Annotated in this window: 12 protein-coding genes and 7 pseudogenes; 3 read left to right on the plus strand and 16 right to left on the minus strand. The window is 33.3% G+C overall.

All coding sequences use genetic code 11. The features are described from left to right. Positions 1 to 12: 12 nt before the first annotated feature. The 8 genes and pseudogenes from ACSG5Z_RS25325 to ACSG5Z_RS25360 form a co-directional block, all read right to left on the minus strand. Positions 13 to 4254, minus strand: coding sequence for a S8 family serine peptidase (locus ACSG5Z_RS25325; protein ID WP_435712470.1), 4242 nt, complete (start codon positions 4252 to 4254; stop codon positions 13 to 15). Positions 4255 to 4656: 402 nt separating this feature from the next. Further along, positions 4657 to 5297, minus strand: a pseudogene (locus ACSG5Z_RS25330) (response regulator). A 1-nt stretch (position 5298) separates the two neighbouring features. Then, positions 5299 to 7131, minus strand: a complete 1833-nt coding sequence (locus ACSG5Z_RS25335; protein ID WP_435712488.1) for a GAF domain-containing sensor histidine kinase — start codon at positions 7129 to 7131, stop codon at positions 5299 to 5301. 457 nt (positions 7132 to 7588) lie between these two features. Beyond that, positions 7589 to 8143 carry a streptothricin N-acetyltransferase SatA gene (gene satA, locus ACSG5Z_RS25340; protein ID WP_353842097.1) on the minus strand — a complete coding sequence of 185 codons (555 nt, stop codon included), beginning with the start codon at positions 8141 to 8143 and terminating at the stop codon, positions 7589 to 7591. A 219-nt stretch (positions 8144 to 8362) separates the two neighbouring features. Then, positions 8363 to 8797: pseudogene (locus tag ACSG5Z_RS25345) on the minus strand (asparagine synthase-related protein); the annotation flags it as partial. A 226-nt stretch (positions 8798 to 9023) separates the two neighbouring features. Then, positions 9024 to 9316: pseudogene (locus ACSG5Z_RS25350) on the minus strand (hypothetical protein). 5 nt (positions 9317 to 9321) lie between these two features. Beyond that, a complete protein-coding gene (locus ACSG5Z_RS25355; RefSeq protein ID WP_002094847.1) occupies positions 9322 to 9522 on the minus strand; it encodes a helix-turn-helix transcriptional regulator in 201 nt (66 codons plus the stop codon). A gap of 169 nt (positions 9523 to 9691) precedes the next feature. Then, positions 9692 to 9787, minus strand: a pseudogene (locus tag ACSG5Z_RS25360) (AHH domain-containing protein); the annotation flags it as partial. 663 nt (positions 9788 to 10450) lie between these two features. Here ACSG5Z_RS25360 and ACSG5Z_RS25365 point away from each other — a divergent pair. Continuing rightward, a pseudogene (locus tag ACSG5Z_RS25365) lies at positions 10451 to 10635 on the plus strand (hypothetical protein). Between the two features lie 334 nt (positions 10636 to 10969). On the opposite strand, the gene ACSG5Z_RS25370 reads toward ACSG5Z_RS25365, so the two are convergent. The 4 genes and pseudogenes from ACSG5Z_RS25370 to ACSG5Z_RS25385 all read right to left on the minus strand — a co-directional run bounded on the left by ACSG5Z_RS25370 (position 10970) and on the right by ACSG5Z_RS25385 (position 15634). After that, positions 10970 to 12280: an S-layer homology domain-containing protein gene (locus ACSG5Z_RS25370; RefSeq protein WP_435712471.1), complete on the minus strand. Its 1311-nt coding sequence runs from the start codon at positions 12278 to 12280 to the stop codon at positions 10970 to 10972. Between the two features lie 375 nt (positions 12281 to 12655). After that, positions 12656 to 13184 (minus strand): annotated as a pseudogene (locus ACSG5Z_RS25375) (nuclear transport factor 2 family protein). Positions 13185 to 13338: 154 nt separating this feature from the next. Beyond that, positions 13339 to 13428 (minus strand): annotated as a pseudogene (locus ACSG5Z_RS25380) (nuclear transport factor 2 family protein); the annotation flags it as partial. Positions 13429 to 13819: 391 nt separating this feature from the next. Next, the gene (locus ACSG5Z_RS25385) at positions 13820 to 15634 is read right to left on the minus strand and encodes an acyltransferase family protein (RefSeq protein ID WP_435712472.1); all 1815 of its coding nucleotides are present in this window, start codon (positions 15632 to 15634) and stop codon (positions 13820 to 13822) included. A gap of 406 nt (positions 15635 to 16040) precedes the next feature. On the opposite strand from ACSG5Z_RS25385, the gene ACSG5Z_RS25390 reads away from it, so the two are divergent. Continuing rightward, positions 16041 to 16319 (plus strand): zinc ribbon domain-containing protein, encoded by a 279-nt coding sequence (locus ACSG5Z_RS25390; protein ID WP_255288473.1) that lies wholly within the window; start codon positions 16041 to 16043, stop codon positions 16317 to 16319. Between the two features lie 338 nt (positions 16320 to 16657). Here the strand turns inward: ACSG5Z_RS25390 and ACSG5Z_RS25395 are convergent, their stop codons facing one another. From ACSG5Z_RS25395 to ACSG5Z_RS25405, 3 genes are read right to left on the minus strand one after another with little or no spacing between them, the layout of a single operon-like run. After that, a complete protein-coding gene (locus ACSG5Z_RS25395; RefSeq protein WP_435712473.1) occupies positions 16658 to 17269 on the minus strand; it encodes a replication-relaxation family protein in 612 nt (203 codons plus the stop codon). Continuing rightward, positions 17256 to 18422: an FtsK/SpoIIIE domain-containing protein gene (locus ACSG5Z_RS25400; RefSeq protein WP_262720461.1), complete on the minus strand. Its 1167-nt coding sequence runs from the start codon at positions 18420 to 18422 to the stop codon at positions 17256 to 17258. Before ACSG5Z_RS25400 ends, ACSG5Z_RS25395 begins: the two co-directional genes overlap by 14 nt. Before the next feature lie 15 nt (positions 18423 to 18437). Then, on the minus strand, positions 18438 to 18758 hold the full coding sequence (locus ACSG5Z_RS25405; protein WP_435712474.1) for a hypothetical protein: 321 nt from the start codon (positions 18756 to 18758) through the stop codon (positions 18438 to 18440). Between the two features lie 288 nt (positions 18759 to 19046). Between ACSG5Z_RS25405 and ACSG5Z_RS25410 the strand changes: the two genes are divergently transcribed. Then, positions 19047 to 19268: a helix-turn-helix transcriptional regulator gene (locus ACSG5Z_RS25410; protein WP_262720463.1), complete on the plus strand. Its 222-nt coding sequence runs from the start codon at positions 19047 to 19049 to the stop codon at positions 19266 to 19268. 212 nt (positions 19269 to 19480) lie between these two features. Here ACSG5Z_RS25410 and ACSG5Z_RS25415 read toward each other — a convergent pair whose 3' ends face one another. Next, positions 19481 to 21463, minus strand: coding sequence for a methyl-accepting chemotaxis protein (locus ACSG5Z_RS25415; RefSeq protein WP_435712475.1), 1983 nt, complete (start codon positions 21461 to 21463; stop codon positions 19481 to 19483). Positions 21464 to 21910 lie beyond the last annotated feature (447 nt).

Raw genomic sequence — 21910 nt, forward strand, 5'->3', positions numbered from 1 at the left:
AAGTTTGCCCACTTATTTTTTTGGTTCTAAACCGATAGAGCGTAAGATTTTATCTAATGTCACTGGCCCTACATTTTCTTTCGGTTTCTGATTTCCTTTAGCATCTGGGCCCTTTTTCAAGAAGTTTTTCTCAATAAAACGAATATCCGTTTCATCTACAACACCATCTTGATTTATATCTCCATCTTTTACAGATACTTTTCCTTTTCCATATGACAAAGCTACTATTCTAGCATCTTGAATATCCACCATTTTATCGCCGTTTACATCACCTGCAAGGTTATCATCCATGTCAGCTCTAAAGTTTTGTCCCACTAATTCTCCATCCTGCATTTTCCCTATTTTTGTTGTTAATTTACTATTTAAATGACCTGGTATTTCTACGAAAATATCATATTCTTTATCGCTCACTGGGACACTATGAATTTCAAATTGCCCGTTATCATTAATCGTTCCTGTATATTTCTTTCCGTCCTTGCCAACTGCATACACTTTTGCTCCTAGTTTTGTATAGTCTTTCTTACCTAAATACCCCTCTTCATTCAAGAAAGCTTCCGGACCAATATAACCTGTAACCGTTGAATGTTTCGAAACAATAGCAAAAGATTTATCTTTAAATACAGGAATCTCATTGCCTTCTGATGCACCAGCTTTTGTATAAGAGAACTTATCTACTCCAAATGCAGTTAAATCATTAAAGTATTCATCGCTCGTCATCTCGAATGTAACATCTAAAAATGGTGTATCTCCATCTAATCCTTTAAATTCTTTTCCTTCCAATGACGCGCCAACTTTCACCTTGTTTTCCCAAGTTCCTTCTTCACTTATCTTCGGATCTTCTAATTTAAGGTTCAGTCCTTGTTGTTTTACATATTCCGTAAGTGCTGGATTTGGTTTCACATCTGTAAATTTAAAGAGCTGCTTGTAATAAGGAATTTCAAATGTACCTGACATAAGCTGTTTTACATTATTGAGATTCAAAGTTAACGTAATTTTTTCACCTAATTTTATTTTATCTTTGTCATAACTTGGAACAGCGTATTCTGTCCCTTCTTTTACAAAGACATAATCTTTATATCCAGTTGCCATATTCCCTGCAGTGGCAAGGTCATATCCAAATAATTTTAAATTTAATGGCTCATTTATTTCCTCTGGAAGTACTCCAAATTTAAAATCACCATTTGCTTGAATTGTATTCAACCAACCTGATGGGAAGGCTGAGTTTTGATAATATACGATTTGATTCGCTTTTTGATCATACTGCAGGCCTTTTGCCTTTAATGCATCTACTGTAGAATCATAAATATTACCATGCACCCATAATGCATGTTGACCGTCTTCTTCTTTAAACATGGAATCATTGACTTCGTGTATACCAGGTTCTACATCCTTAAATTTCATTTCAGGTATTACATTATCAATGATTATGCTATCGCCTTTTGTATACGATTTTCCTTCTTTATCATATCCAACGAAGTTCAATTCGTAATCTCCATCAGGCAACATAACAGGTTTATTTCCAATTGGATGAGCTGGATCTCCTGTGAATGGAAGTACATACCCTCCCATACCAGAAAACATCATATACTCAACATTTGGTGTTAGACTACTTGCATTAAGTGTACCAACGACTCCTAGTGCCTTACCTGTCTTTCGGTCCTTCACAACTGCATCAATGGTTTCAAGGGGACTATTTAATTTAAATGTCAACGGCGAACTTGGTCTTTCCATAAATGGATGGAATTTAGAAGCATCTGTTGCCATTGCATCTCTTAGTAAATCCACAGACGCAATCCCTTTTTCTGTGAATTTAACTGCGAATGGTACTTGATATACTTCTTTTTCATTGTTTTTATTTGAAATATGAATATAGCCCTCATATCTGCCAAATTCAGCGTTTTCCGGAATTATAATTTCAGGACTAATTTCCCCTGATGTACCAGGAGCTACTTTAATAGAATCTGGTACGTTTAGCTTCACACCATTCTTCGCTGCATCTTGCACACCTACACTTGTAGGTGAAAACTCTACTTCTAATTTAAATTCTTTCCCATCTGTTTTACTACTGTTCTTAATTAACACTTTTCGGCTATCTTTAATAGGCCCAGTTTCAATTTGATTTTTATACCCAAATGCAATAGAACCTGTTTTTTCTTCAATTTCTACTTCTTCATCATCTACAACGTTTGATGTTTTATCGATAACCTCGATAGATGTATCTGCATGAACTGCACGATATGCATCAATTCTTCCTGATCCCACCTCAAATACAGAACGCTCTTCTTTTAAGTCAACTGCGGTATTCATAAGTGCTTCTTTTACTTCAAATGGACTATAATTTGGATGTTCTTGTAAAATGAGTGCCGCTACCCCTGCAGTATGAGGAGTTGCCATAGAAGTACCTGACATACGTCCATACGCTACCGGATAATTTTCTCCATCTTTTGGATCATTAATATATTCAGGAACAGTTGAGAAAATAGACACACCTGGCGCTATAATATCTGGCTTAATATCATCTGTTTTAGTTGCAGGACCACGGGAGCTGAAATCAGCTAAGTGATCTCCCTCTGTTTTTATATTACTAAGTTCTCCAAACGCTAACGACACATCTCCTTGTACAGCTTTTGCTTGTAATTTCTCACCATCTACTTTTGTTAAGCGGAACGATGGAATAGATGAAGTACTTTCCCCAAGATAACTTGTAATTTCCCCATCTACATTGTTATATACAATTACTGCCTTTGCGCCTGCATCCTTAGCATTTTTAATTTTTTCATCAAATGTAATCTCACCTCGTTGGATAAGAACTAACTTCCCTTTTACATCTTTCCCTGTAAAATCACCTAATTTCCCAAGCCCCGCATATACAACCGATAAGGATTGTCCTTTCAAATCTTCAATCTTATCAGTAAAGCTTTTTCCAAGTAGCATCATCTTATCTACATGTACATCACCTGCATCGGCGGAAAACGTTGGAATAGTCATTGCAGCGTCACTGGCTCCAACTGTAATGGGAAGTGCTGCTGCACTAGGAGATCCAATGGTACCTTCTTCCGGACCACTATTACCAGCTGCTACTACTGTAATAACACCAGCCAACATCGCATTGTTCACTGCGACAGAAGTAGGATATAAAGGATCATTAATAGACGCTCCTAGTGATAAATTGATAACATCCATATCGTCTTTCACTGCTTTATCAATCGCAGCAAGAATACCACTTGTTTGTCCACTTCCATATGGACCTAATACGCGGTATGAATATAAATCTACATCCGGGGCTACGCCCTTCACTGCATAATCCACACTATTCTGTTTGTCTGCAGCAATTGTCCCAGCTACATGCGTACCATGGGATGTATAATATGCACTTCCATCATAAATCTCAGGATATCCCCCAGAATTTTGCCAATCCTTATACGTTGTCTCCATTGGATCAGCATCATTATTAACAAAGTCCCATCCTTTTATGGAGTTCGGATCTATTTTGCTTGAATCCTCACCTTGTTTTGCACGATACCCTTTATATGCATCTTTCAAATCCGGGTGGTTGTAATCAATACCTGTGTCCAGTACACCTACCTTAATTCCTTTACCTGTTATTTTTTCATCATGCAGCTTGTCCACACCAATTTGCGGTACACTATCTGCCATTTTCGGTTCAACAGCAGTCTTAGCTGTTTCTTTCGGCAAATCAATTTTAACCTCATGATCTTCCCATACACGCTTAACCATACCGGTACGAACTAAATCTTCAATCATGTTCGCAGGTATAGAAATCGCTACACCATTAAAAGCATTCTTATATTCTCTTGTTATTTTGGCAGCTTTTAAATTTGTCCCTTTCTCTTTATTCTTTTGAAGCTGTTCAAGCTCTGCTTTAAATCCTTTATGTGATGCTTCTACCTTTTGTTCCGCATTTGAAAGAGCTACCTTTTTCCCTTTAGCCGCTTGTTTTAATACTTCAATTTTGCTAGGTGCTTGCTTAAATTCTATAATCACATTCACATTATTAGGACTTGCGGTATTGATACCTGGCGAAATAACAAAACCCGGTTTTGTATCTAACGTTTTTAAGGCATTACGTTGTTCCTTTGTAAGGCCTTTTAAGATAGCATTTGCATCATCAATTCCAGTTAAAGTAGATGTATTTACCTCTTCCGCTAATACGTTATATGGAATTCCTTGAGACAATAACATTCCAGCTGTTAACGTTCCAATAAGAATCTTTCCAAATTTCCCTCGTTTCATATTGCATCTCCCCATTTTTAATATTATTTTTTGAAACAAATTGATTCTTAAATTCCCATTTAGCATTGGAAATTCTATTAATCTTAATCTTTTGTATCATGAAAGATTTCCAACAATACTACCATCCCCATACCTCATATAGCTAATCACTCACTTTACTCTTTCTATAAGAGCCCCCCATCATTTATTTTCAACAAAATATTTTTACAAAATGAATTATTAACAAGGTTAAAATGTAATTCTATTTTTATTATTCCACATTTAGATTGTTCTGAAAATTGAACAAAAGGAGTATCTTTTCTCTAAGGATTCTATGCCTACATAGTACAAAAGAACTATCTTGCCTTTATTCTTTGTGATACAGAATAAAGCAACACGATAGTTCTTTGAAAGATTTCTTATTTAATCTAGCGGAACCAATTGATTTCGGACTGCATAAATCACTGCTTGCGATCGACTTTTCACATTTAGCTTTTTAAAAATTTTATTGATGTGAATTTTAACTGTTTTATCACTAATATATAAAACTTCAGCAATCTCTTTATTACTAAGTCCTTTTACTAGTTCAAAGAGAATTTCCTTTTCACGTTCCGTCAGTTCATTTTCATTTGATTCTACTTTCATTTTTTGCTGATGATATGTAATTAATTTTTTAGTCATACGCGGATGAATAACGGAATCGCCTCGATATAACATTCGAATTGCTGCTACTAGCTGCTCTGATGAGGAATCCTTCAATAAATAGCCATCAGCACCGGCCTGGAGTGCATCCATTAAATACTCATCATGCTCATACATTGTAAACACAAGTACTCGGCAATTTGGATATTTTTTTTCACTAACTCGGTAGCTTCAATCCCATTTTTCCCTGGAAGGTTAATATCCATCAAAATACAATCTGGTCCGAATTCTTCTACTTTTCCCAATACTCCATCCCCAGAGCTAGCTTCTCCAACCACTTTCATATCAGATTCATCCTCTAGTATGCTCCGAATTGCGTCCCGTAAAAAAGCATGATCATCTACTACTAATATTTTAATCATTTTACGCACCCCTTGTTTGTGAATCTGGAATTAACAGTGTAATTTCTGTCCCTTTCCCTACAGAACTATCAATCTGTAAAGTAGCCCCTAATTGTTCAGCTTGTTCATTCATATGTAATATACCATAATGTGGCTCATTCTTCGTTTTAACCATAGACTCAAATAGTGAAAAACCAACTCCATTATCCTTAACCCTTAAAAGCACGTGCTCACTTTGATAGCTGAGTAAAACATCGGTCTTTTCTGCTTTTGCATGTTTTACAATGTTTTGCAAACTCTCTTGTAATGTATCAAAAATAACTCTTTCTTTTGAAAAACTAAGCGCACGTGCATAACCTCTTTCATGATATGTAATATCTAGTCCGTATTCTTGTTTTAAAGATTTTATTTTACTTGCTATCGCCTGCTTAAAACCTAATTGTTGTGTCGGATATGGTTTTAAAGCATAAATAGAATAGCGAACTTCTCCTAGGCTTCCTCTTAAATCTTTTATGCTTTTCTCAACTACTTGCTGCATATCTTTTGGTTTATCACGGTATTTTTTCTGCGCGGATTCTAGTTGGAATATCACCCCGGCTAATGTTTGCGCAATACCATCGTGAATTTCACGGGCGATTCTATTTCTTTCTTCTAGGATCATTCTTTTTTCCTGTTCAGAAATCAATATCCTTGTTTTAACAACGTTAGCTAATTGGTTAGAAAATGTAGCTAACGACTGTACATCTTCCGGAAAGAAACCCGCATTTCTACTTTTCCCTGCAACAAACATTCCGACTAATTCATCATTTACTATAAGAGGAAAATATACAAGTGAGCGTATAACACTATCAAATATTTCATCTCCAGGAGCCGTACCAACTTTCCAATCATTAAATACAAGATTTTTAGAGATTCCTTCAAACGCCCTAAATTTTTCTGAATCATCAGATATATAGGAGCGGACTTTCCCATCTTTTAATAGAATATTCCAGTTCCCATCATCTTTTGTCCATATTACATATGCTTGTATGCCAAAAAAACCTTTGAGTGCTTGTTTAATATGTTTCAAGTTTCCTCCGGTTAATCCTCGACTAATTTCGGTCGTAATAAGAAATAACTCATATAATCGTTCCTTTTCCATCCTTATCCGTACAGAAAAAGAACTTATCACTGAAGTTGCTACAAGTGGAAAAAAGAAAAACAGTACTGTAATCTCGTTTACTTCCACACTATATGTACTAATTAATACGTGCATCAGTGCCGCATAAGAGAAACCAAAAGTTTCGCAAAGAAATACCGTTACAGTTTTTTTATACCACTGATAAATTGAATATGGCTGCGGAAGAAGTATCATTAACAAATCGTAAAAGCGATTGTTGAAAAAACAAAAAAATACACAAAATAATAATAAAGATATTAAATTTCCATACAGAACCGACATATCTATTTTATTAATTAATAAGGACATACATTTGTTTGAGAGCCATTCGGCCAAGATCAAACTAAGTGCATGCTGAGTACTATTAAATAACATTCTTTGTATCGGTGAACGGCGATGCAGATGAATAATTAGCGTAACGAGTACAATAGCAACAATAGTTATATGGATTCCAAACTGCCAATTCATTGCGTAAATGATCGGAAAGGTAAGCGAGCTAGTTCCTCTCCAAAATCTTACAGGAAAATACTCTGCGATCCCCATAAATAGTAACAACAATATTAGTATTGTTGGATGAGAAGGAATTTTAATTTCAAGTAAAGATATAGTTATAGTAACCAAACCAAGAAAAGAAATAAAATAAAGATAAGAACTAGCAATCTTTTCTCTCATAAAGATAGAATTTACATCTTTCAAAACAACCCCTTCTTTCTTTATAAAAACTTTATTTTCTCTATTATCCAATAAAAAACCGGCACTGGCAAAATGGAAGAGCATCCACTAGCCAATCACCGGCTGTGTACTGCACCTAAAAAGGCAAGACACAATACTAGTATAAATCAGTTCATAAAATTTACCCACTAGCCAAATGGTGTAATTGTACATATTTTTAGACTTATATCTACTAGTACAAAAGATATATACAAAAATAGAATTTTGATTCACTAAATCAATTCTAAAAAAAAAATAGAAAGGCAACCGTAAATACCTACCTATTGATTTTATCCAAGTCTAATTAATATATCGTTTGATTATTGGTAGCAAAATCAAAGATGCCCCCTAATTTCAGAAAGAAACCTCCTTTTTCTTTTAGTTATTTGCGTGTCCCGAATGTAACAGCAAGGAATTTATATATCCGCGTTTTGGTGTACTTTCATTTGAAATGCAAATACCAATACATTGCAACTTCATCGCTTTCTTCATGTATTCCTTTATAGATAAAAAAGTCGAACCCACCTATTACAAACCCACATTTTTCATAGAACTTACATGCTGCTACATTATTATTTTGTGTTTCAAGCATTAAACCTGGCATATTATTTTCTTTTGCCCACTGTGTTGCTTGCTCAATTAACCTTCTACCAACTCCAAGTGAACGATATTTTTTATCCACCTTTATATCTTCTATGTAAGCATAGTGATTCCAATTCTTTTTCAATACCATTACTCCTATAATTTGATCATGTAAAATTGCAATGTAAATTACTTGATTAGGATTATTTATATATTCAGTGTACGCTAGTTCATCATCATATTGATCTTGTAAATAACTTTTCTCATAAATTGGAACGTCTTCTACTGTATATTCTATTTGCTTATTTATTTTTGAAAGAGAAAGAATTAACCTAGAGTTCACTATGAAACTATCATCAATCTCCGGTAAATTGTCTAAATCATTTACTTCTAATTCTCTAATTAAAAGGTTCATCGTATTCTCCTTTACTGGGTACCTCCAATTCAAATTATTTCCCCCAGTTCTTTCTATGGTCCTTATTTGATTCTAATTTACTAACTGACTAACGTTATGGCAAATCAAAATAATAAAACCGCATCTCCAATTCTTAGATAACTATCTAATACATTGGAGGTGCGGTTCACTTAGTTCGTTGAGGGTTTATCTAACCTCTTTATTTAAAAATTACATCTATCATACTAATTTAATAATATATTCCTGAAGCCAACTATTAACTTGAAGTAAATAATCTATTATACTTCGTGCATCATTACCATAAATTACCTTATATTTCCCTTCTGCAATAGCACGAACTCTTTCTATATTAATTAATGGCAAAATAGATGATTGAGAATTGTTCAACACATGTAACATCCAATCACTAAAACCTTGTAGATAAGAGGCATCCTTTGTGCTTGAATATGCACTTTTTTGCGATAACGTGCATCCTCTGGAAGTACATTTTCAAAAGCTCGACGTAAAACCTTTTTCAATATTGTCTACGCTTTTCATTTCGAATGGGACATTCCATAAGTATTATACAAGCCAGTAATCACAAAATTGAACTCGTCTTTCAAAGCCAGCCATCATACTTGTAAGATTTTTTTATTCTAGCATAAATGGCAAGAATAGAAGAAAACTACACATTTTAAAAAACTTTATCAAAATGTAAAGGTATCAATTTTGGATTCCTTAAGTTTTTATAAAAAAGATTGATTATTTTATGTGATTCACTTAAATAAACGCAGCTGTCATTTTAACTATAATCCTTTATAATCAGTATATAAATTTCACTTTTTATAAGAAACATTTTATCCAAACGCCTAACAGGACGAGAGAAAAAGCCTAACTCATATTAGTAATTTTTCCTGTTTCTGTTGATAAATATAAAAATACAGCCTAGCACACTTAATGCCAGCACAAAATATAACAATAAATCTGGTAAAAATTCTAAAGGAACAATATCTATCGATTGAAAAATAATAATAGCAATGATACCTAAATATAGGATGTTGTACAACACATTATTTGTTTTATATTGAATTTCTCTCCCTCTTTCATCTTGGCTTCATCACTTGATTGAAATTTTATTACATACATCTGACTGATGAATATTATAACTAAAGATAAAGATGTTAACCATAACATAAGTCTCACTCCTCCTGATAATCAAACACGTCAGTTATTGACTTTTCAAATATATTTGCAATTTTAAAAGCAAGAATTAGAGAAGGATTATATTTGTTTTTTTCAAGAGTAGCGATAGTTTGACGACTAACCCCCACTCTTTTTGCCAGTTCTTCTTGAGTCCAACCTTTTTCCGCTCGACAAACTACAATTTTATTATGTAACAATAGCAACACCTCTTAAAAAGTTTGTAATTTATTTCTTACAATTCGTAAAGTATTTTTGACAAAAGGTTTCTCGAAATTTAAAATACTGATGAAAAATATCCCTTTATATAAAGAGATAACGTGATGCAACTTTTTTTATAAATAGTTAATTTTTTTAAAAATCCACAGTAGAAAGCATAAATGTTTCACAAGCTTTGCGTAAAACTTCAAAAATTTTTATTTGATTGCTTCCAAATCCACTTGTATCTGCAAATGCCAACCTTTCTTGTTTACTATCAATCAATTTAAAAAAGAAAAATTTTCGTTTAAGGTCTACTTTAAAATTTTAAGTTGATGGGCATGTAGCGGATCCCTACTAATGTTCTTGCTTTTAAATTATTTTCAGTATATTATATTCATATGTTAATATTGAAATTATGGTATACAAAAAGGAATCAAATCTATTAGTAAGATTTAAATCCTTTTCAAAGATAAAAAGATTTTACCAAAACGTAATATAACTTATGCTTATTTTTTTAATAGAAGTTTATTTACTTTCTATGATAGGAGCTAGCCGTTCTAAAGCATAGAGAAATAAGGCACTATACATAGCATCTGACAAACTTGAGAGGTTTTGTATGTAGTTTGCTCATCACAGATAAAAACAAAAGAGTCTTACCTATCTAGGCAAGACTCTACTAGTTTAGTTATATAATATTTACATAACAACTAAGAAACTAAAAACGTATAACACCAAGTAGCAGAACCCTAATATTCCTCCTACAGCTAATACCTGTTTAGCCCAACTTTTAATTTTCAGATTACTGTAAATCACTTGTACTCTTTCCATATTTCCTCCTATTAGGGAAAACCCTTAAAGACTCACACCTCGCTATGGTACCATTAAAGAATGACTAATAGGGCCTAATTTTTGTCCAAACGTATAAATATGCAATATTGCATACAAAAATGTATTGTTATAAATGTAAGCGCTTACTATAATAAGGTTATAAAGATTCAACATCTTAATACAAAAACAAAGGAGAGAATACTATGGAAATCGCAATGGCAGTTTTAAAATTTATTGGTGGAGCAATCCCATTAATTCAAGAACTTCTAAAAGCATTTATGTAATTTCATTCTTTAGCAATTCTTTATAAATATTATCATACAAATGATCTGTATATCAAAAATGAATTGATTTACAGATCATTTGCGTGAGTAAGGTCCCTTTAACATGATTGAGGGGCTTTTTTAAATTTTTAAACACTGACGGTTCCGTCACATCAAAATCAAGTTAGCAAAATAAAAATATGCCACCCATTCCTAGGAAGTAACTCGTTCATTTCTTCTTCGAATAGCTTTTTACATAGAAAAAAGACCGCACATAACAGTCGGTCTTTTTCAAAAAATCTCTAAGCTCTTGTCCATACTTCACTGTACGAAAATCAATACACTACTTAAATATTTACTTTTCTTGTACAGAAACGTGTAATACACGGTAATCGGGATTTATAGTAACTACAGACTCTCCAGGGATTATCGAATGTAGAGGACTTACATCTATTACTACGCTATGATTATCTTTTTCAAAACGATTGATATAATCCTTATTATTTTTTACAAAACTATCAATTTCTTTTTTTAATTCTGGATTTGGATTTACTAATCTATCAATCTCTTTATCAAGTGTGAAATTCGGATTTATCATATGCATCCAGTTTTCAGCTAGCTCAACAGTTGATTTGTCAATGACAAACACGAAATAGAAATTATCTTTATCCTTCCCAACAAACGAAAATGAACCATGAGAATCAATCATTCTTGGCAAATTAGGAGTATATAGATCAATTTCTGATGCTACGTATCTATATCTGAAATCCGCATTATATTTCTTATTTACTTCAGTAACAAGATTTTGACCTTGTTTAGAAATAGATTTCTCTCTTACAGGTGAAATTTCAATTGAATATCTATCAAAGAAAAAATCATCTGTCACTAACGCATTGGGAATACCTATTGGCGTTACTCCTGGTTTTGTTTCTGGTTTTGTCTCTGGTTTTGTCTCTGGTTTTGTCTCTGGTTTTGTCTCTGGTTTTGTCTCTGGTTTTGTCTCTGGTTTTGTCTCTGGTTTTGTCTCTGGTTTTGTCTCTGGTTTTGTCTCTGGTTTGTTTACACTTTTAATTCCATTGTATAGAAACTGTGCATATTGCTCACGTGTTACAACTCTTTTTGGCTCAAATAAGTTACTTCCTGTACCAACAGCAATTTTACTTTCCTGCACTGCACTGATTGCCTTCGTAGCCCAATAATTCTTGTCAACATCTGTGAAAGTTGTGACAGTTGTCGCTTCTAATTGAAATGCTTGTGTTAGAACAGCTGCTAATTGTTCACGATTTAAGACCTCATTTGGCCCGAACTTTCCATCACCATATCCGCGCATAATCCCTGCTTTTGTAATTGCTAAGATTTCTTTTTCGAACATAGAACCTTTTATATCCATAAATGGATTTTGAAAATTAGCATCTACATCTGCCGGTTTCAAGTATACATAAAGCAATCTAGCAACTTGACCACGTGTAATACTATCACCGAAACCAAAAATGCCATTTCCATAACCAGCTACGATATTTTTCTCTTTTAGATCCATAATTGCTTGATATGACCAATGATCAGTAGGAACATCTTTAAATGTTGTATCTGCCTGTACATTTGTTAAAGCTGTTAAAGTTGTTGCTGCAAGTACTGCACCTGTTAAAATCATTTTTTTCATTTTCATGCTATTTCCCCTTCTTATCCTAATTATTTTTGCGAACAAAAATATACTTTATTTCCCAACATAAACATAATAACATAAATGCGTTATATTTATATATAATTATTTAATGTTATTAATGATAAAAATACTAATTCACCCCAGAATGCTATAGAAGAGTTTTTACTACGATGTGACTCATACATCAAGAGTATTATCAATTTTATTGCGTATAAATTAAACCTCATTAAAACAAATGTTGATTTGAAATAACGTATAATCAAAAAGGCTCCACAAACCCATGTTATATTGAAAATAAGAAGACCCCATTTTGAAAAAGGTTAATCAAAATGGAGTCATTTGTTAGAAATCTAAATTTAGTTTATATATATCTTCTATCTAAAACATCGTATTATTATTAGCTGCCTCATTTGGAATCTCTTGAATTACATCCCAATGTTCAACAATCTTTCCATCCTTTATACGAAAAATATCGACTATAGCAACTCCCTTATCTTGAGAATTAGTACGAGAATGTACATGGAGGGCAACTGTATCTCCTTCAGCTACTACACGTTTAATCTCTGCAGAGGAATTAGGGTTTTTAACAAAATCCTCCTTAAAGAAATCCATGAAGGCTTTTCGTCCATCAGCAACAAAAGGATTATGTTGTTTATACTCTTTCACCTACATATTTAGGGATAATATCAATATTATGTTTGTTAAAAACTTCATTATAGAACTCAACTACCATCTTTTTATTCTTTTCTTTTTCTGTCATATTATCTTTCGATACTGGTGCAACATTCTCGCTCTTTATTGAGTGACCTTTGGTATTACCAGTTGAAGCTTGAAATATCAAAGTCGACACAATTCCTAAAATAAACACAGAAATAATTATTACTATTAAACTTTTCTCTACTTTCATATATACCTACCTCTTCTAATTTTATAATTCATCTTCGTTAACACGCTTAATAAAGGAAAAATCTTTCCCAGAATGTGATGTAAGAGATATTGTTAGGAAAACCCATTTATCCTAACAATACTCCTTATACGAGGCATGTTAGAAACTAATAACACTAATTTAGTACCTCATTAACAGTTGCACTGTCCACAATTTGAATAAACTTCTTAACCTTATCGTTCTCATCTAACTCATAAAGATGACAAATTACATACATCAATATTAACAAATGAAATATTTACTTAATCATAGAAAATCATTTAAAAGATTACTAACTGAACCAATACATTATCTTGTAAGAAAAATATAAGTAGCCCGTTAAAGAACCCTACAGAACAGGTTTATTAACATGTAAAGTGACAACCACTTTTTCAAAACCACAGAAATTCAACATTTTCGTAATGCTGTATGTATAGTAAAAGGCATCGACACCATTCATGTCCCATACAAAAAAGCGAAGTCTTCAACTCAACTTCGCTTTTCAATGTATTATGAATTACAGGAATTATTGCTAAATACCAAAAATTTATTTCTCCAAACATAGATCTTTTTTAATTCAGCTAACTTTGCAAAAGAATTTGATCAAATATAATTAATTATTGATTAACCGCTTTAGCCACAAGGACTGCGTATGCTTCTGCACCTACATTGGTTAAATGCACACCATCAGGTGCAAAGTAGTCTTTCTTTCCAGCACTTGCTGCATACCAATCAACTAGAGTTACATTAGGATATTTAGTTACTGTTACTTTCAGTCTCTCGTTCACAATTGATTCCCACGGACGTGGCACTCTCGTATTAATAAATATTATTTTACGTTCGTTTCCAATTAATTTTATTAATGAAACAAGTTGCTCAGTAGTAAAGGCTCCATTTGTACCTAATCCGATAATGACATTGTTTCCTAAATTCCCTTCATTTTTTAACTGTTCAACTACTGGAATCGCTTTTGACAGCTGACGGCCAATTTGCGCATCAATCCTAATATCAGGAAAAGTATTTTTTAAATATGGAGTAATATCAATCATAACGGAATCGCCTATCGCAGTAACTGTGAGCGGATTTTTAGTTTGTGCAGAATTTACTTCTTTTGATTCCCCTTGATTTAGAGGCGTTTCTTGATTTGGATTTTCCCAAACAGCAACTGGATGTGGCGCCTGTTGTGTTTGTACTGCTTCCACCTTCTCTTGTTGATAATTCTCCTTAGCCTTACTAGCATTTGATAACCCTAAGACTGCTATTGACGAAAAGAATAATGAACAAACTAAAGCTAACCTAACACCTAAAGTGACATTTTGAAGTCTTAAGTTCTTAAACTGAATGTTCCGGAGCGCACCTTGTCGGATTGGTTTTTCGATAAACTTCCATGAAATTTGCGCGATCAATATTATTAAAAGAAATTGAAGGATTGCTCTTATTATTGAAAAATCCCCCGTATTTACTTTTGGAGTCGTTAATGTGAGAATTGGATAATGCCAGAGATATATGCCATACGATCTTACCCCTACCCAACGTAAAGGTCTAAATCGTAAAAATTGAGCAATGCGACTAGCTGGATGAGCTAGATTTGCCACTAACAATGCTGTTGCAATTGATAAGAGAACCATTCCTCCCTTGTATAGAAATGGATCATATTGATTGGTCTTCCAAAACATAACCAAAATAATAATAAGAGCAATGCCCCCCACTACATCAAGGATGAAACGCGCCTTCGGGATAATTTTATTAGCAAGCCTATTGCTTGGCCAAACTAAAGCAAGTACCGCTCCGATAAGTAAGGAAAAGGCCCTCGTATCTGTACCATAATATATTCTACTCGGATCAACTCCAGGTTCATACAAAATTGCCATTGCCAAAGCTGAAGCAAATGCTCCTAGACAAATCAATAAAATCATACGAGATTGTTTTTTTATGTAGTAAAGTCCTAAACTAATAATAAACGGCCAGACAACATAGAATTGTTCCTCGACTGCTAACGACCAAAAATGATTTAATGGAGAAATCTGGTTAAAATTATCAAAGTACGATAATTTATGATAAATATACCACCAGTTACTAACATAAAATAATGCCGCTAATGAATCTCCACGCATTTTTTCAAGTAAAGAGCTATGAAAAATCGTAATCCATGCCAATGTTATAACGAGCATAACAAGCATTCCTGGAAGCAATCTTCTTGCCCTACTAAGCCAGAACTTTTTCAAATCAATTCTCTTATTTCTCTTCCACTCCATGGCTAGAATATCTGTAATTAAATAACCTGAAAGTACAAAAAATACTGTAACTCCTAAAAACCCTCCAGGCATCCAATTAAAATTAATATGATACAAAATAACACCTAGTATAGCTAGACCCCTTAGACTGTCCAACCCTACCATATAACGACTATTTTTTTTAAAAGGTTTAGTCATCCTACATTCACCTCTATTTCTTGGAGACTAGGTTAATAATAACGTCATAAAATGCTATTAATTTCCTAAAATCGTATAAGCTAAACCATTACAAACATCATTTTGTAAGGCTTTTTTTGATATTTACATGCACAGCAATACATACTTTATCACGTTATTTGGCTCTGTTGTGCAAATTTTTATAGTAGGTGTTTTTCCTCTTCCTAAAAAAGAGGAATATGCCTAATCAAAAATTTATATACTGTGTGTCTTAAAATAAAATTTTGATACGTTTTTACAGACATATCAAGGCCTTTGACATTTTGAATATAATCGATAACCCATATGTAAGAGGTTTTATATATAAAAACATTATAAAAAAAGGATATGTATAATTACATATTTCTCTTACTGATAAAGCGTCTCCATTTTGGAAAAATCCTTCTTTAATATTTTTAGTCTCTTTGTTAGCTTGATAGCGAAATGGTATGGCAAACAAACCATTGTCGTATCGGAAACATTTGTTTCAAATCAATTATGTTCTTGTTATGGATATCAAAACCAAGACGTTACTAATCTAAACCTACGAAAATGGGACTACCCTTCTTGTTGTACACACCATAATCGGGATATTAACGCAAGTATCAATTGGAAGAATGAAGCGATAAGGCTTCTAACCACAATAACTATGGTGATAACCTACTAATAAGTTAGAATTCGATTGAGCCCCTTACTTATTAATTTTCCTCGTCTATACGAGATAACAGTGGGAGTAGTTCAATAAGGGGGTAGTCTTGATAAAGTAAAATTACTGGGAGTAAAGAAGGGGATTTTCGTGTTTATAAGAGCAACAAAAAGAACTTGTAGGAATCTCTACAAGTTCTTTTCAGTTTAAGGTGAATATACGAGATAAACAAACTACCTTGAAAATTTATCATAAATACTACAGGGGTAATGCTTTGATAAGTATATTATATAACAAATATTAACATCCAAAGGTTTTAATTTTGAAAATTATGTGAATTGAGAACAAAGTATCTTATTTTATGATTTTACCGCTAAATTATTTATAAAACTCTCTATAGAATTTGCTTGGAATATACGGAAATACGGAGATTGAACATCGTAATGTTTGTCAGTAATGATAAGGATTGATGGAAAAAATTTAGAAGCTTTCGGTTGCCAATATTCATTATGCCATTCTTGGCTATGGAAGTATAATTCATATCTATTTATCTTATCTTGCATTATTTTTTTACTGTATACTGACTTTTGAACTTCAATAAAGAATGGAGATCTACGCCAAATTGTAAATGCATCGGGTTCCATGAATTCTTTCCCATACTTTGGTTCAACATCGAATAGTTCAGGATTTTCATAATGAACGAGTTGTTTATATGCGTCCACAATACCAAGGAAATGAGGGATTTTTTGACTCGTTTTTCTGATAGGATTGGGTCGCGGAAAATAAATGTATGGGTGTTGCAATACGTTAGCATCAACATGACCGTCTCTTCTTAATCGTTTCATAACCGTATTACAGCAGGTTATCGTATTCTTTAAGCCTTGAAAATGCAAGTCAATAATATCGTCTCGGGACATACATCTAAATTGCTTCAAATCATTCAGAATTCCTTTATCTCTACTCTTCATCATCTAACACCCCAAATAACGGAATTTCTACTTGCGATGAATACTTGAGTACCCTCTCCTCTTTAGACATGCAATATGGTTCAACAATTTGTTTCGCCTTACTTAATTCCAAATAAGGAGCTTGCACTTTCATTAATCCATTTCGTTTAAAAATCATTTGTCCAGATTGCTCTAAATACTCTGAACCAGAGGTACCCATAATATTACTATTAATCACACTATCACATTTAAAGCCCATTCTTACAGTCATATTAAGTTTTAACTTACCATCTAACACCTTGGCATCTGGCCTCTGCATACTAAGCAAAAGAAAAACCCCTAGTGATCTCCCGACTGCTGAAATCTTTTCAATCGTAGTCATGCACTCTTTTTCATCTTTAAGCATAGCCACTTCATCAATAGCAAGTAGGATATATGGCTTTGGATGATTTGGATTTAATTTGTTGTACGCATCAATATGATCAACTTCATATTTCTCCATAAGTTTTCTTCGTTCCCTGATTTCCTTCCATAACTTTTGAAGCATTATTTTCATTTCGATTTCTTCCATACAAACTTCTTTTACATGCTTCACTCTACGTAAAAAATGAAATTCAGAGTTTTTTAAATCACCAAGATACAAATGCAACGTATTAGGAGACATATATTGAATGAGTGTGGATAGCACAACACGTACCATACTACTTTTCCCACTTCCTGTTTCTCCTGCGATTAATAAGTGCGGTGAATTGGAACCAATCATGTCGTACGCAATCATTTTTCCGTATTGGTCCCTGCCGACCACAACAGGTAAACCGTAACCTTCTAATTGTGTCTGCCATTCTCTAAAACAATAAATATACGGCTTTAGCCCAGCATTCGAATGAAATACATGTAGGACAAACTTTTTCACATCCCCTTCAATTGTAATATTCCGTCCTAATATTTGCTGGAAACAAAACCACTTCTTTTCAATCTTCTGTGGATCTAATCCGTTTGGTAGGGTAAACACATATCTCACACTTTCTTTTGAAGAAGAAATATTATGTACCTTTGGATAAATAGGCACTTTTCCCCCGCGTGTTTGATGTTCCGTATATAAACCTGCTTTTCCGAACACCTCCATAAGCTGATTCCTTAACCTTTGCATACGAAGCCACTCCTTTATAATCCCCATAACTCCCTTCCCTCCTTAAAACATCATTAAGATGCGAATAAATACATATCCAATCAGACATACTCCACCAATTCGCATACCGTGATAAATTCCTTCACTCACAAATTTAGCTGCGGATATATAGTCATTTCGCACCAAATACTTTTCTAACATGACTGCTCCGATTGAAATCGTTCCCATAACTCCTAATGCAATGTAAATATGTAATACCTGATCCGACATATGAAGGAATGCGAAAGGACTTAATGAATTGTATTTACGTATTTTTTTTTCTTTATCTTTGTATGACCGATCCATAAACTCGCGAAAAGGAATTGTTTCTTTACTAGCACGCATTTAAATGCCCCCTCTATAAACAAAATGAACAAACTAGATAAAATATAGGGTTTATACGCCTATTACCTTGATAACATTATCTTGCCTGTTAACTTGGTAGATACTTCTCTAGTACAAAGGCTAGTTAATTTGGTATCTACTCTGGTAATAAGTTTGCTATATACCATAGTGGCTACCTTGATACATCATATTACGTGGGGCTTGTACATTATTAACACTTTTGTTTAAAAAAATCAGGCTTTGGTAAAGATGTGATTAATAGAGGATTTAAGAATAGGAGTGTTCACAATGTTTGGCTTGGGGAAACCATTATCAAAGTTTGGTAAGTTTTTAAGGAGAAATAATATTACTCAAACCGAATTAAAGGAATGGAGTGGAGTAAATCAAAATACAATTAGTCGTATCTCTCGCTCCAATCAATACCAGCCCTCATTAGGGAATGGTCAAAAGATAATAAGAGCCTTAAAAAGAAAAGGATACGGCGTAGACTTTGAAGATTTTTGGATGTGATAATTTGCTCGATAAATACTACTGTATCAACCCTACACTTTAATGAAAGATATATTCAAAAATGAATATAAAAAAAGATCAACTACCATTTAAAGTAGTTGATCTGCATTTGCAATCTCTATAAAAAATACATATATTTATTTGCTACATTATAAGGTTTTTAACTTCTTTCCTTAAACATACTATCTAGGATTCTATCCTAGAATCTGAACCTATATCTTAAATCCACCAATTAATTCTTGAAGTTCTTCGGCCATCTGTGCTAATTGTATTGCTGAAGAATTTATCTCTTCCATAGAAGCATGTTGCTCCTCAGATGAACCGGCTATCGTTTGCATACTTGAAGAATTCTCTTTCACAGCCATAGATATTTGATTAATTGATGTATCCACTTCCATTGCATCACTTGTCATTTTATTTGATAATTCCACCATACCATGTACTTTTGACACGATATCATTTGCAGATTTTGAGATTTCATAAAAACTTTGTTTTGTATCATTCGCAACCTGAATCCCCGACTGCACTTCAACGCCTACTTCATTCATAGCTTTTACAGTCTCATGTACATCTGCTTGTATTTCATTAATTAAACTTCCAATTTCCATTGAAGATTCGGATGATTGCTCCGCTAACTTCCTGACTTCATCGGCAACAATTGCAAATCCACGCCCTTGTTCTCCTGCTCTAGCCGCTTCAATCGCCGCATTCAATGCTAATAAATTAGTTTGTTCTGCAATATTTTGAATTGCTTCTAATATACTTCCGATTTGTTGCGATTTCTGATCTAATAATTTAATTACATTATCGGATTGAGAAACAGAATGATGGATTGACTGCATTTGCGTTACAGTTTGTTCTACTAATTGTTCACCCTCATTAGCTTTTTGTTTTGTGTATAAGGATGAAGTCGATACTTCAGAAGCATTATCAGCTACGTATTGAATATTACGCGTGACCTCACCAATTAATTTCGCTCCAGACGCCACTTCACTATTTTGAACTTCTGCGCTATTCGATATTTCTTCCATTTCTTTTGTAATTTGTTCTGTCGCAACACTTGCTTGCTCTACGCTAGCAGTTAGTTCCTCAGACGAAGCAGCCACATGTCCTGCAGATGTGTTAATTTGAGAAATAATATTACGTAACGACTCTGCCATTGTATTGAAACTACCACCTAATTGACCAAGTTCATCCTTTGAACGAATATCTATTTTCTCAGTTAAATCTCCCTGACTAATTTTTTGAGCTGAAATAACTAATTGTTTTAGTGGACTAATAATGGATTTAAGGACGAAGAAAATTACAATTCCACCTAACAACAATGAAGCCCCTATTATTGTGAGCGTTTTATAAAAAATAGGATTAGTGGCCTCTTCAATTTCTTTAATAGGCATTACACCAGCTATTTTCCAACCTGTTTTTTTGTTTGTTTTAAAGCTTATGTTTCGATCCTCACCATTAAGGCTATAAGTAATTACTCCATCTTCTTTCTTGTATAGTTCATCTGCTAATGATTTCTCTAACTTCTCACCTGGCTTAAGTGTAGGATGAACAACGATAGTCTTATCTTGACTTACTATAGATACAAAGCCTTGTTTTCCTATTTTTATCATTTTAGAAGTTTTTACGATATCATCAATATTCAAGTCCACACCAATGACACCACTTTTATCAGCATTTTGCTTTGCAATTGCTATTACCATATTTCCTGTAGCCTTTGATTTATAGGGAGACGAAACAATAATCTCTCCATTAGATTTTACTGCATCCTTATACCAACTACTTTCTAACGGATTAAATCCTTCTGGTATTTTTCCAACAGGTGCATGGATAAATTGATTATTACTAGATGTAGTATAAATCGTTTCTATCTCTGGATGTAACTGTATATATTGATCAAATTTACTTTGTACATTTTGCAATTGGTCAGCATTATAATCACCTTGTGTAAGTATCTTTGCAAAATGAGTTACATCTACATGTTTATTTTCTAATTCATCATCAACTATCTTATTTAAAATACTCACATTATCTTTCGCGGTTTGTAGAATTGTTTCATTAAGATCTGTTCTTGCTTTATCATAAGACGATACCCCTACGACAAGACTTGGTATAATTAATATTGCAATAAATGCCATAGACAACTTCGTTTTAAGCTTCATTTGTTCCAATCTTTCTTTTATTTTAAACACTATCTACTTCTCCCTTTCATTCTTACAACTGATATAGTTTATTTAATTGTTTGCTCCTTTATTTTTTCTACGTTGATTTATGGTATTATTCGAAATGAAATTACCGTTCCATCCCTTTACGCACATCTTCTCATATAGCGATTTATTTTTTACAAGTGAAGTTGTATCTATCCCCCTTTCAACTATGTAATTTTTTTATAGTAAGCAATGTTAAAACTACAAATTATTCTACATTAACTGTAGAAACATAGACTTCATTTAAAAGATGATTTTTGGCTTTGATTGAATCAAAAGTTTAATTTCGAACGATTCACATTAGATGAAATCCTTAACATACTAAATTCCTTTTAACTTAACTAAGTGAATTTATTCTTTGAATAACTATATTTAACAGCCTTATCCTTTTAACCACTCTGACCGCTTCGCTTTATTCATTTATCTATTTAC

It is taken from the genome of Bacillus pretiosus (assembly GCF_051294775.1).
Lineage (GTDB): Bacteria > Bacillota > Bacilli > Bacillales > Bacillaceae_G > Bacillus_A > Bacillus_A wiedmannii.

Bases quoted from the DNA above. Each gene is read 5' to 3' on its own strand.
- ACSG5Z_RS25325 (WP_435712470.1), bottom strand. From the start codon at position 4,254: ATGAAACGAGGGAAATTTGGAAAGATTCTTATTGGAACGTTAACAGCT.
- satA (WP_353842097.1), bottom strand. From the start codon at position 8,143: ATGAACCTTTTAATTAGAGAATTAGAAGTAAATGATTTAGACAATTTA.
- ACSG5Z_RS25370 (WP_435712471.1), bottom strand. From the start codon at position 12,280: ATGAAAATGAAAAAAATGATTTTAACAGGTGCAGTACTTGCAGCAACA.
- ACSG5Z_RS25385 (WP_435712472.1), bottom strand. From the start codon at position 15,634: ATGACTAAACCTTTTAAAAAAAATAGTCGTTATATGGTAGGGTTGGAC.
- ACSG5Z_RS25395 (WP_435712473.1), bottom strand. From the start codon at position 17,269: ATGATGAAGAGTAGAGATAAAGGAATTCTGAATGATTTGAAGCAATTT.
- ACSG5Z_RS25400 (WP_262720461.1), bottom strand. From the start codon at position 18,422: ATGGGGATTATAAAGGAGTGGCTTCGTATGCAAAGGTTAAGGAATCAG.
- ACSG5Z_RS25405 (WP_435712474.1), bottom strand. From the start codon at position 18,758: ATGCGTGCTAGTAAAGAAACAATTCCTTTTCGCGAGTTTATGGATCGG.
- ACSG5Z_RS25410 (WP_262720463.1), top strand. From the start codon at position 19,047: ATGTTTGGCTTGGGGAAACCATTATCAAAGTTTGGTAAGTTTTTAAGG.